Below are 12,316 nucleotides of genomic sequence, written 5' to 3' on the forward strand. Positions count from 1 at the left end.
CGCCACCCTGCTGGCCGCCGGCCTGGACGACCACCCCGGCGTGCACGTCCTGGAGCCCCTGGGCTACATCGACTTCATCGCCGCGGTCCGGGGCGCGGCCGCGGTCGTGACCGACTCGGGCGGGCTCCAGGAGGAGACCACCATCCTGGGCGTGCCGTGCCTGACGGTTCGGCCCAACACCGAGCGGCCGATCACCATCACCCACGGCACCAACCGCCTCGTCACCTTCGAGGACCTGGTCCCCCAGACCCGCAAGGCCCTGGACGCGGGACACGCCGCCACCAGCCGCAAGCCGCCGCTGTGGGACGGCCACGCCGGACCGCGCATCGCAGAAGTAGTCATGGAGTTCCTTGGTGACTGATCCGACCAACGGAGGGCAGGGCGCCGCCCAGCCCAGCGCCGCAGCGGCCGCTAAGGCCAACCGTCAGGCGGCCCGGCTGCGGGCGGCGCTGCGCGAGCGCGAGGGCCGCGTCCAGGAGCTGGAGCGCCGCATCATCGCGCTGGAGACCTCGACCACCGTCCAGTTCGGGCGGCTGGTCGCGGGCGCGGCGCGCAACCCGCGGCGGCGCGGCGTGAAGCTGCCCCGCGAGCTGTACCGGCTGTGGAAGAAGCGCAACATCCCGTCGGTCGCGCCGACCGTGCGGGAGAGCGACCGGCTCCAGCTCGACCACGTCGACCGGCCCGAGGACCGGCTGCTGGTCTCGCAGCCGTACGAGGGCCTGGTCATCGCCGGGGTGCTGGGCCGCGAGGCCGCCGCCGACCTGGGCGGGCAGGCCAAGGTGGTCGCGCTCTACCCGCACGACGCCGCGATCGCGCTCGACACCGCCGACGTCGACCTGCTGGTCGTGGACGCGGCGGCGGGGGAGCCCGGCGGCCCGTGGGCCTACCTCGGCGTCCCCGGCATGTACGACCGCGACCGCGCGCTGGACGAGGTGCGCAGGCTCGCCCGGGAGCGCGGCGTGCCGCTCGTCCTGTGGGGCGAGACTCCGCCGCCGACCCTGGCCGCCCTCGGCTGGGACGTCCGGGCCACCGCGTTCGCCCAGCTCGCCGAGGCCGCGGCGCCGGCCGCCGCGAGCCCGGCCCCGGCCCCCTGACCGTCACGACCGACCGGCGCGACTCGCCGGCATGACCTGTGCAGTACCCGTGAAAGGACCTTCCGTGCGACCACGCGCCCTCGTCTACGGCGACGTCGACCTCAACCTGATCGACGGTTCGGCGATCTGGGCCCAGGGGATGGTGCAGGCCGCGGCCCGGGCCGGCTGCGAGGTGACCCTGGTGCTCAAGGCGCCCGTGCGGACCGGCCGGCTGGTCGACCCGCTGCGGGCGCTGCCGGGGGTCACCGTGCTCAGCCCGCACGCCGAGGGCCTGGTCGAGGGCGAGGCGTCGATGCAGCCCAAGCAGGCCGCGGCCGTGCTGTCCTCGATCGACGCCGCCGACCCGTTCGACCTGGTCGTGGTGCGCGGCCGGCGGCTGGCCGGGAAGCTGTCGGCCGGGTCGCTGGCCGGGCGGCTGTGGACCTACCTCACCGACGTCCCGCAGTCGGCCGGGGAGTTCACCGGCTCGGCCAAGGGCGAGCTGCGGCGCATCGCGGACGCCTCGCGGGTGCTGCTGTGCCAGACCGAGGAGCTGCGCGGCTTCCTGGAGAGCGCGGTGCCCGCGACGGCGGGCAAGAGCGTGCTGTTCCCGCCCGTGGTGGTGCTGCCGGACGGCATGACCGGGCGGGAGGGCGGCGCGCCGGAGGGCCGGGCGCTGCGGCTGGTCTACACGGGCAAGTTCGCGCCGCGCTGGAACACCTACGAGATGGCCGGGCTGCCGCGGCTGCTCGCGCAGCGCGGCGTGGACGCCGAGCTGCACATGGTCGGCGACAAGGTCCACGACGACCCGAAGGACCCGGGCTACTCGGAGCGGATGCGGTCCGCGCTGGAAGGCGGCCAGGGCGTGATCTGGCACGGCGGGCACCCGCGCGCGGAGGCGATGCGGCTCACCGCGGCCTGCGACGTCGGCCTGTCCTGGCGGCACCCGGAGATGGACGCCAGCCTGGAGCTGTCCACGAAGGTGCTGGAGTGCGGGACGCTGGGCGTGCCGGTCGTCCTCAACCGCACTCCGATGCACGAGCGGCTGTTCGGTGAGGACTACCCGCTGTTCGCCGCGTCCGAGGCCGATGTCGTGGACGCCCTCACCCTCATCGGGAAGAACCCCGACGTCTTCACGCTCGCCGTGCAACGCTGCCGGCAGGCCGCGAGCGACTTCACCCTCGACGCCGCCGCCGAACGGCTGCGCACCTACCTGGGGCAGACGTTCCCGGAGCCGTCCAAGCTGGTCCTGGCGGCGGCACGGGTGGCGGCCCTGGCGGCGCCGCAGCGTCCCGCGGTGGAGGGGGACGTGCTCGTCCACGAGGCCACGGCGCCCGCCAACCCGCAGGCGCCCGCCGCCGCCACGCCTCCGGCGCCCGCGGTGGAGGGCCCGCGCAAGCTGCGGATCGGGGTGGCGGGGCACGACCTGAAGTTCTTCACCCGGCTCCTGGACTACCTGAAGTCGCGGCCCGACATGGAGGTCCGCGTCGACCACTGGGCCGCGCTCAAGGTGCACGACCCCGAGCGCAGCCAGGAGCTCGTCGAGTGGGCCGACGTCGTCGTCTGCGAGTGGTGCGGGCCCAACGCCCTCTGGTACGCCGCGCACAAGCGGCCCGGCCAGCGCCTGGTCGTCCGGCTGCACCGGTTCGAGCTGTACGCCGCCTGGCCGCGCCACCTCGACATCAGCGCCGTCGACCAGGTCGTCTGCGTCAGCCCGCACTACGCCGACCTCACCCGCGAGACCACCGGCTGGCCCGCCGACAAGGTCGTCGTGGTGCCCAACTGGGTGGACGACCTCCAGCTCGACCGGCACAAGCTGGCCGGGGCCGAGCACCACCTCGGCATGATCGGCATCGCGCCGTCCCGCAAGCGGCTCGACCTGGCGCTGGACGCGCTGGAGGAGCTGCGCCGCGAGGATCCCCGCTTCACGCTCTTCGTCAAGTCGAAGCTGCCGTGGGAGTACTGGTGGATCTGGCAGCGGGAGGACGAGCGCGCCCACTACGAGCAGGTCTTCCGCCGGATCCGCCGCTCGCCGCTGCTGGCGGGCGGGGTGGTGTTCGACTCCTACGGGCGGGACGTGGCGGCCTGGCTGCGCCGCATCGGGTTCGTGCTGTCCACCAGCGACGACGAGAGCTTCCACCTGGCCCCGGCCGAGGGCATGGCGTCGGGCGCCGTCCCGGTGCTGCTGGGGTGGCCGGGGGCGGACACGATCTACGACCGGCGCTGGATCCACCAGGACGCGTCCGCGATGGCCGCCTCGATCGCCGCGACGGTGCGCGAGGGCCGGTGGGAGGCCGAGCGGCTGCTCGCCCAGCAGCAGGTCCGCGGGCAGTACGCGCTGGACGAGGTCTGCCGCCAGTGGACCGACCTCCTGGCCGGGGCGCTCACGCCCTCCGGCCGGTAGCGCGGCCCGAGCCCGGGGCCTCGCGGGAAAAGGGGCAACCCGGTGCGAACGGGGTACTCGCTCCAGCCCCGTGAACGCGGATGATCTCGATAGGCTCTCCGCTGTGAAACCCCGGCCGCTGCCTTCTTTGTACCGATCCATCGGACGTGCGGCGGGGCGGTGGACGGTCGCCCACCTGCTGTTCGCGGCGGTGCTGGCCGGGGCCGTCGCGGTCCGGGTCGCCGCCGCCCGCGGCTACCCGGCGCTGCTGTGGGGCGGCGACTCGTTCGGCTACCTCGACGCGGCGAACAAGTTCCGTCCCCACATCGGGCGGCCCAGCGGCTACTCGGTCTTCCTCGCGGGCCTCCGGCCGTTCGAGGACTTCCAGGCGGTGGTGCTGGCGCAGGCCGTGCTGGGCGTGGCCACCGGGGTCATGGTGTACGCCCTGGTGTGGCGGATGGCGCGCCGCGCCTGGCCGCGCCGGATCTGGCTGCCGGGCCTGCTCGCCGCGCCGGCGTCGGTGCCGGTGCTGTACGACGCGAACCTGATCCACGCCGAGCACATGCTGCTCGCCGACAGCCTGTTCACGTTCCTGCTGGTCGCCGCCGTGACCGTGGTGCTGTGGGGCGAGCGGACGCCGTGGTGGGCGGGCGCCCTGGCCGGGCTGCTGACCTCCTTCGCCGCGCTGACCCGGCTGACCGGGCTGCCGATGCTGGCGCTGATCGTGCTGGCCCTGGTGCTGCGCTGGTCCGGGTGGCGGCGGACGATCGCCTCGGTGGCCGCGGCGGTGGTGACGTTCGCGGTGCCGTTCGTCGCGTACATGAACTGGTTCGAGGAGCACTGGGGCGGCTTCGCCATCACCAAGGCCGACAACGTCTGGCTGTACGGCCGCACGGTCGACTTCGCCGACTGCGCCAAGCTGGACCCGCCGCCCGAGCTGGTCGTGATGTGCCCGAAGCCGCCGTCCGACCCGCGGATCGCGCCGGCCTTCCGGGCCCTGTGGACGCAGGACTCGCCGTTCGTCTACATCCCGGGCGGCATCTACGGCGACGAGGGCAACGAGAAGGCCGGGGAGTTCGCCGACCTGGCCATCAAGAAGCAGTTCGGCGACTTCGTGGGCGTGATCGTGCGCGACACGCTCCGCGCGTTCGAGACGGGCCGGGAGCCCTATCCGACGCCGTGGACCGAGGAGAACACCCGCTTCCCGGTGGGGGAGGCGTGGTCGGACGAGCAGCAGCTGCTGGCCGAGGCGTACGGGGCGCACGGCCGCGCCACCGTCGTGGAGCCCCGCGCGGCGTGGATCCGCGCGTACCACGACCGCTGGTTCACGCCCGGGCCGATGCTGGCGGGCCTGCTGGTGGTCGGGCTGGCCGGGGTGCTGATCCGGCTGCGGCCGCGGTCGCGGTGGGGTGCCGCGGTGCTGCTGCCCTGGTCGATGGGGGCGGCGCTGGTGGTGATCCCGGCGGCCACCGCGGACTTCGACTACCGCTACCTGCCGCCGGCGGTGCCGTTCGCGTGCCTGGCGGCCGCGCTGGCGCTGATCCCGGGCGCCGCGCGCACGCGCCGCCCCGCCGCCGAGCCCCCCGAATCCGGCAATTCAGACGAACCTCAGGAGCCCGGGAAGCCCGATGGCGTAAGGGATGCAGCCGATAAGGGAGCGAAGAGCATCAGTCTCTAAAATCACTCTTCCGCTGTGAACTTTCCCCCGTCTACGGACGTCTCTGTTTCATCACCCCAAGCCCGTCATGCGTGCCACAGTGACGGATAACGCCCGGCGGCCAGGGCAGGGGATGTCGGAGAGGCCATGTTCGTCTGATACGACGGGGAATGGAGCTCATGGGGACGCCGAAGGTCAGTGTCATCGTGCCCGTGCACGACTGCCGGTCGACGTTGGAGCGCACGTTCCGGTCGGTCTTCGACCAGACGATGCCCGCCGGGCGGATCGAGATCATCGCGGTCGACGACGGGTCCACCGACGGCAGCGGTGAGGAGCTGGACCGGCTCGCCGTGGGGCGGTCCGGGTTCACCGTCGTCCACCAGCCGCCCTCGGGCGGGCCCGGACGCCCGCGCAACGCGGGCATCGAGCGGGCGGCGGGCGAGTACGTCTTCTTCCTGGACGCCGACGACTACCTCGGCCCCGAGGCGCTGGAGCGCTGCTGCGCGATGGCCGACCGGAACGAGACCGACGTCGTCGTCCCCAAGTACGTCGGCATCGGCCGCAAGGTGAACCCCTACCTGTTCCGCGAGACGGTGGAGTTCACCACCATCCACGACGAGGTGCCCAACCTCTACGGCAGCATCACCGCGCTCAAGCTCTACCGGCGCAGCCTGCTCGAACGGCACCGGATCCGCTTCCCGGAGAACGTGCTGTCCGGCGAGGACCAGTTCTTCGCCGTGCGCGCCTACTTCGAGGCCAAGGGCGTGTCGGTGCTGTCCGACTACGACTGCTACTACTGGGTCGACCGGGACGACGGCAGCAGCGCCCTCCAGCGCGGCGGCGCCCCGGCGGCGGACTACTTCCCGGAGATCCGGCGGCTGATGGCGTTCGTGGCCGAGCGGACCGGCCCGGGCCCGGCCCGCGACCGGCTGATGCGCCGCCACTTCGGGGTGGAGGTCTTCTCCCGCTTCGACCAGCGCTACCAGGGGTTCGGTCCGGACGAGCGGCGCGCGACCCGGGACGGGGCCCGCGAGCTGGTGGAGCGCTGGGCCACCCCGGAGATCCTGGAGCGGCTCAACCCGTACAACCGGCTGCTCGCCCACGCCCTCCGGCACGGCCTGGACGACCTGGTGGACGAGGCGGCCCGCGTGCACGCCGGGGAGGAGCCGCAGCTCGTGGTGGACGGCGAGCGCGCGTTCGCCGCCTACCCCGGCTTCCGGGACGAGGCGCTCGGCATCCCCGACGAGGTCTTCCTGACCAGCAGCCCGCTGTCGTCGCGGCGCACCCTGACCGGCGCGGAGTGGCGGGACGGCCGGCTGGCCGTCCTGCACCGCGCGGGCGCGGTCGAGGGCGCCGCCGGCGGCCACCGGTCCGAGCTGCTGCTGCGGCGGCGCGAGGGCGGCGAGGAGCACCGCGTCCCGTTCCGCCCCGTACCCGCGGACGACGCGCTGATCGCCGAGATCGACTTCGCCGCGACCCCGCTCGCCCCCGGCCGCTGGGACGCGCACGCCGTGATCCGCGTCCAGGACCGGGTGGCCGGCGAGGGCCGGCTGGTCGCCGCGGACGGCGTCGAGCCGCCGGGCGCGCGGATCACCGCCGTGCGCGGCGGGCGGCCGGTCGTGGCGCCCTACCTCACCAAGAGCGTCGGCGCGCTGGCCCTGCACGTGGGCGGGAAGAAGGCGGGGGCGGCCCCGGCCACGCCCGCCGCGGTGTCGGCCGGGCCGTCCGGGACGCTGCGGATCGCCGCGACGCTGACCACCGCGCTGCCCGGCGGCGCGGGCGACCGGGTGGGCGTGCGGGTGCTGCTGCGGCACCGCGAGTCCGGCGAGGTGCGGGCGGCGGAGGCCGTGGCCGCGGCCGTGCCCGGCGGTGTGGACGTCTCCGCCGAGCTGGACCTGCGCGGCGCGCGCAGGGGCGCCTGGGACGCCTCCTACGAGGTCGCGGTGGACGGGGCGAAGGGCGAGTTCCGGATCCCGCTGGGGTCCGGAGACGCCGCGGCCCCCGCCGGACGGCGGGGGCCGCGACCGTTCCGGACCTCGTCCGGGAACCTGTCGGTGCAGGTGGGCGGAGCCGTGGTGACCCGGCTGCGCCGCGTCCTGTCCAGGCGCTCCTAACGGGCGGCCGGGAGAAGACTCAGCCGATTCAGCCGGCGCTGCCGACGGTGGCCTGGCGCTGCTCGTGCTCGGCGGGCAGCTGCTCCCGGTAGCCGGCGATCTTCCGCTCCAGCTTGGCCAGGCTGCGGCTGTAGTCCCGGCTGGACAGCCAGAACTTGTAGATGATGACGAGCTCGAAGGCCATCATCCCGACGCCCGACAGCACGGTCACCGGGATGATCGCGCCGGAGACCACCGCGGCCGCCACCGGCGCCACGATGAACACGCCCATCTGGAACTCGATCCCGCTGATCAGGTGCGGGCGGATCCGGCCGCGCAGCAGCGCGTTGCGGATCCGGGCGTACCACGGGAAGCGCTGGTTGAACTCGGCCTGCAGCGCGACGTTGGGGTGGTCGCCGACGACCTGGTCCTCCATGTCGGCCTCGGGGTCGGGACGCAGCGCGCCCTCCGCCGAGCGCAGGTCCTCGCCGACCTCGCCGTCGGGACCGTTCCCGGCGCGGCGGACCGCGAGCTCCAGCTCCTGTGCCTGCGCCCGCGTGGCCTGCAGCTTGTTGCGCATCTGCGAGCGGACCTTGTAGATCTCCAGGGCGTCCATGTAGCGGAGCATGTCCAGGAACACCACGGCCACCGCGGTCCAGACGTAGGCGACGTTGCCGGTGGCGGCGTACTGCCCGCCCATCAGCGCGATCGCGCAGGCCAGCACCCGCACCCGGTCGAAGATGTAGTCCAGCCAGGCGCCGAAGACCGAGCCGGTGCCCTTCAGCCGGGCGATCTTGCCGTCCATGCAGTCGAGCGTGAACGACAGGTGGTACAGCAGCGCGCCGAGCAGCAGGTACGGCCAGGTCGCCACCGCGAAGCAGGCGCCCGCGCCCAGGCCCAGGATCAGGGCCCCGACGGTGAGCTGGTTGGGCGTCACGTTGGTGCGGTTGGCCGTGAAGCGGACCAGCCGGGCGGCGAGCGGATCGACCAGCATCACCGTCCACCATGCGTCACGCGCCTTGTACGTCCGTTGCCGAACGTCCTCGAGCGTGAAGTTCGCCATGGAGAGCTGTCCTTTCATTGCGAAGAGGCTTCCCCGGCGCGGATTCGCGCGAACCTCGAAATTGGGTTTGTCGGCCGGCACTCGCCCGCTTCGGCATGCCATGCCCCGGCCGGAGGACCCCCGGCGGCCGCATCGATGTTATCGGCTGTCCGGGCTTCGGCCTCCCGAAAGTCGCCGACTCGTAACGTGGGCGAGCATGCGGTCCACCACGCGGGCGGCCGCTCCGCCGTCGTCCCACGCGCAGAACTTCGCGCGGAACGCCTGGTAGCGGTCGGCGTAGGCGGCGGCGACCGGGTCCGCGTCGAGGATGGCCTCGATCAGCTCGGGTGAGGTCCGGCACAGCGGGCCGGGCGCCTCGATCTCGAAGTCGAAGTAGAAGCCGCGGAGCTGGTCGCGGTAGCGCTCCAGGTCGTAGGTGAAGAACAGCTGGGGGCGGCCGGTGACGGCGAAGTCGAACATCACCGACGAATAGTCGGTGATCATGACGTCGGCGATGAGGTAGAGGTCGGCGATGTCGGGGTAGCGGCTGACGTCGATGGCGAACTCGCCGTCGGTGCCCTCGACCCCGCCGCCGAGGTTGAAGTGGCCGCGGACCAGCAGCACGTGGTCCTCGCCCAGGGATTCGCGGGCCGCGGCCAGGTCGAGTTGCAGCTCCATCTGGTAGCCGCCGGCCTTGGCTTGGTCGTCCCGCCAGGTCGGCGCGTACAGCACGACCCGCTTGCCGTCGGCGATGCCCAGCAGCGACCGGACCCGGGCGGCGCGCGCGTCGTCGCCGCGGGCGAGCAGGTCGTTGCGGGGGTAGCCGGACTCCAGGACCTCCCCGTCGTACCGGAACGCCCGCTGCATGATCGGGGTGCTGAACGGGTTGGGGGACACCAGCACGTCCCACTGGGCCACGTCCGCGCTGAACCGGCGCAGGTAGTCCTGCGCGTTCTTGAACTGCGGCCGCTCGATGTCGTAGCCGATCCGCTTGAGCGGCGTGCCGTGCCAGGTCTGCACGTAGAACTGGCCCTCGCGCTTGCGCATCCACTCGGGCATCGGGTCGTTGCCGACCAGGAACCTCGCCTGGGCGACGGTCCTGAAGTGCTCGCGGCTGCCGTACAGGACGGAGCGGACGCCCTCGGGCGGCTCGAACTGGCCGTCCTTGGTGATCCAGACGCACTCCAGATCGGGCCGCCGCCGCGCCAGCTCCTCGAAGATCGCCCGGGGGCTGTCGGAGTACTGCCGGCCGCGGAAGCTCTCGAACAGCGCCACCTCGCGCAGCGGCTCGGCCAGGTAGGCGGGGTGGTCGCGCAGCGCGAGCCGCTTGAGGCCGTAGACGCCGCGCTCCTCGTCGTCCTGCGCGGGACGCGACTCCAGCCGCAGCGAGTCGGCCTGGAACGTCGACAGCTTGAACTCGTGCAGCCCCACCACGCGCGGGGCGGGCAGGTCCGCGACCGAGGACCGGGAGATCGCCACCGCGACGTCGCCCTCCTCCATCGGCGCGAAGAACCCCCACTGCCCGGTGGACAGCGGCAGCCGCTCGCCGAACCGCGGCACCCGGGCGGGCGCCACCTCGCAGGTGAACGTGCGGCCGTCCCAGGTCACCGGGAAGTCGTAGGTGTCGCCGCCGTTGCGCAGCTTCGCCTTGAGGCGGTCCGGCAGGTGGGCGCCGCCGTCGGCGGTGCCCGCCATCTCGCCGGTCAGCAGCAGCCGGCCGTCGGCGGTCCACTCGGCGCGGGTCACCGCCGGCCGGCGCGGACGCTCGACGATCCGCAGGTTGCCGAACTTGGTGCGGGTCACCACGATCTCGTCCGAGCCCAGCGAGTGCCGCACCTCCACGTCGTCGTGGATGGTCAGCCGCACGGCCTTGGACTGCCCCGACAGCTTCAGGGAGGCGTCCCAGTCCAGGCCCTCGGTCACCCAGGTGTGCAGGGTGGCGGCGTTGTCGGTGGCGTGGGAGACGAGCACGTCCATCGGGATCCGGGCGGTGAAGCCGCCCTTGCCGTCGAGCTCTGCCGGCAGCTTGGCCTTGCCCATGCCCTGCCGCCGGGCCAGCACGACCTGGCCGGAGGTGGCGCCCGCGTCGGCGATCCAGCCGCGCAGCACCAGCTGCCCGTCCTCCGCCTCCGCCTTGGTGACGTGGGCGGTGAGCTGCTTGACCTGGACGACGTAGTGGTCGCTCGCGGTCGTCACCGGGCGGATCCACACGTCGGAGGCGGCCTCCCAGGCGTTGGCCCACTTCTCGTCGCTGCGCCGCGGCCCGCCCAGCGGGCCGGAGACCTTCAGCCCGCCCGGCGCGGTGACCTCGGCGTGCAGCTCCCAGTTGGCCGAGCGCAGCGCGCGCAGCACGCGGTACTTGCTCACCCGCATGAACCGGTAGCGGCTCACCTTGAGGTCGGCCGGGTCGATCTCCACCTCGAAGCCGGACCAGTCGTAGTCGGCGGCGGCCCGCTTGGCGTCGGCGGACACGTCCGGGCGGCGGGCCCGCTTCACCGGCAGCTCCACGACCGTGCCGTTGCGGGCGTGCTGGAGCCACACGCGCAGCCGGCACGCCTCCGGGTCCTGCGTGGGGTCGGTCATCGGGATCCGCGCGATGTAGGCGTGCCCGGAGACGCGCAGCCGGCCGTTCTCCCAGTGCGCCGCGTCGGCCCGGCCCTGCAGCTTCTGCCGCAGCTCGTCGGTGACGTCGTACAGCGCGTCGGGCACGCGGCGGGAGGGGTCGCGGAAGTAGGGGTAGGCGGCGTACCAGCGGCCGTCCACCCGGGTGACGTCGGCGGTGAAGATCCGGGCCTGCTGGTAGTTGATCAGCTCCAGCAGCTCCTCGATCATCCCGTTCCGGATGAAGTGGTACTTGAGCCGCTTGAGCGCGGTCAGGTCGCCCATCATGGCGTCGTCGGCCCCGGCCAGCACCTCGTCGACCTGGGCGCGCAGCCGCTCCTGGTACTCGGGGCCGCCCTCGCCCGCCACGTCGATGTACAGCGGCAGCTCCCCGGACACCACCGAGAACAGCTGCTCGCGCCACAGCTTGGGGGACCGCTCGCGCAGGAACGCGGTGACGGCCTGGGTGGTGCGGACCCGGTCCTCCAGGTTGCCCGGCTCGGTACGGCGCTGCGTGATCGACTGCGACTCGCCCTCGCGCTCCCGCCAGTAGTAGACGATGTCGGACAGCACGTCCACGGAGGAGGCCAGGTAGTGCGCCGGGATCGTCACCGGGGCGTCCTCGTACAGGCCGGGCGGGAAGGCGAACCCGCCCGCCTCGAAGAACTCGCGCCGGAACACCTTGTTCCAGGCGGTGCGGTCGCCGAGCAGGTCGGGCCGCCGGGTGATGTGCGTGCTCTTCTCGGTGACCTTGAAGATCTCGGTGTGCATCGGGGAGTTGCGCGGGCCCGCCGAGGTCAGCCGCCGAACGCCGCCGCACGCCAGGTCGGAGCCGGTCTCCTTGAGCGACCCCACCATCAGCTCGTAGGTGTAGCGGGGCACGATGTCGTCGGAGTCCATGAACGCCAGGAAGGCGCCGGTCGCCTCCCGCGCCCCGGTGTTGCGGGCCGGGCCGAGGCCCTGGTTCCGCTGCTGGACGAGCCGGAACCGCTCGTCCTTCTGCGCGAACTCCTTGGCGATCGCCGTACTGCCGTCGGGAGAGCCGTCGTCGACCATGATGACCTCGATGTCGCGCAGCGTCTGCTGCTGCAGCGAGTCGAGGCAGGCCTCCAGGTAGGCCTCGACGTTGTAGAACGGGACGACGACGCTGAGAAGCGGTGACACGGTTCTCCCGGTTGCGCTGATCGGTGGCGGGTGCTCGCCGACGGTGTCCACCCGGCTCCGGAGGGTGCCCCGCACGAGAAACGGCGACTTTTCTGAAGATTATCTGAACTGTCGTGAACGGGCCGGTGCGTTGCCGTGACCCGCCCGTTCAGGAACGCGTCCGTTATGGAGGACTCAGGCCCTCGGCGCGGAGTTCGCGGACGGCGCCCCGGACGGCGCGCTGGACGGCGCCGAGGCGGGCGCCGCGGCGGGCTCGGCGTCCATCGCCGCGGGCTCGGCCGGCTCCGCGGGTCTCTCCGGCGC

7 protein-coding genes are annotated in these 12,316 nt (G+C 73.1%); 5 read left to right on the forward strand and 2 right to left on the reverse strand.

The annotated features are described in order from the left end of the window. The 5 genes from ACFPZN_RS54525 to ACFPZN_RS54545 form a co-directional block, all read left to right on the forward strand. Positions 1–361, forward strand: a 361-nt coding sequence (locus ACFPZN_RS54525; RefSeq protein WP_378293027.1) for a UDP-N-acetylglucosamine 2-epimerase, incomplete at its 5' end; no start/stop codon positions are given. After that, entirely contained in the window at positions 354–1,094 is a 741-nt protein-coding gene (locus tag ACFPZN_RS54530) for a hypothetical protein (RefSeq protein WP_378293029.1), read from the forward strand. The genes ACFPZN_RS54525 and ACFPZN_RS54530, both read left to right, overlap by 8 nt. 31 nt (positions 1,095–1,125) lie before the next feature. Then, positions 1,126–3,477, forward strand: coding sequence for a glycosyltransferase (locus tag ACFPZN_RS54535; protein WP_378293031.1), 2,352 nt, complete (start codon positions 1,126–1,128; stop codon positions 3,475–3,477). Positions 3,478–3,580: 103 nt separating this feature from the next. Beyond that, the gene (locus ACFPZN_RS54540; RefSeq protein WP_378293033.1) at positions 3,581–5,134 is read left to right on the forward strand and encodes a glycosyltransferase 87 family protein; all 1,554 of its coding nucleotides are present in this window, start codon (positions 3,581–3,583) and stop codon (positions 5,132–5,134) included. 158 nt (positions 5,135–5,292) lie between these two features. Further along, the gene (locus ACFPZN_RS54545; protein ID WP_378293035.1) at positions 5,293–7,227 is read left to right on the forward strand and encodes a glycosyltransferase family 2 protein; all 1,935 of its coding nucleotides are present in this window, start codon (positions 5,293–5,295) and stop codon (positions 7,225–7,227) included. A 28-nt stretch (positions 7,228–7,255) separates the two neighbouring features. Here ACFPZN_RS54545 and ACFPZN_RS54550 read toward each other — a convergent pair whose 3' ends face one another. Further along, positions 7,256–8,269, reverse strand: a complete 1,014-nt coding sequence (locus ACFPZN_RS54550) for a CDP-alcohol phosphatidyltransferase family protein (protein WP_378293037.1) — start codon at positions 8,267–8,269, stop codon at positions 7,256–7,258. Between the two features lie 138 nt (positions 8,270–8,407). Then, positions 8,408–12,013, reverse strand: a complete 3,606-nt coding sequence (locus tag ACFPZN_RS54555; RefSeq protein WP_378293039.1) for a bifunctional glycosyltransferase/CDP-glycerol:glycerophosphate glycerophosphotransferase — start codon at positions 12,011–12,013, stop codon at positions 8,408–8,410. Between the last annotated feature and the right edge of the window lie 303 nt (positions 12,014–12,316).

The sequence above is a fragment of the Actinomadura rugatobispora genome, assembly GCF_042656285.1.
Lineage (GTDB): Bacteria > Actinomycetota > Actinomycetes > Streptosporangiales > Streptosporangiaceae > Spirillospora > Spirillospora rugatobispora.

What these genes read in the sequence shown, in the direction of transcription:
- ACFPZN_RS54535 (WP_378293031.1), top strand. Translation starts at nt 1,126, where the DNA reads ATGACCTGTGCAGTACCCGTGAAAGGACCTTCCGTGCGACCACGCGCC.
- ACFPZN_RS54545 (WP_378293035.1), top strand. Translation starts at nt 5,293, where the DNA reads ATGGGGACGCCGAAGGTCAGTGTCATCGTGCCCGTGCACGACTGCCGG.
- ACFPZN_RS54550 (WP_378293037.1), bottom strand. Translation starts at nt 8,269, where the DNA reads ATGGCGAACTTCACGCTCGAGGACGTTCGGCAACGGACGTACAAGGCG.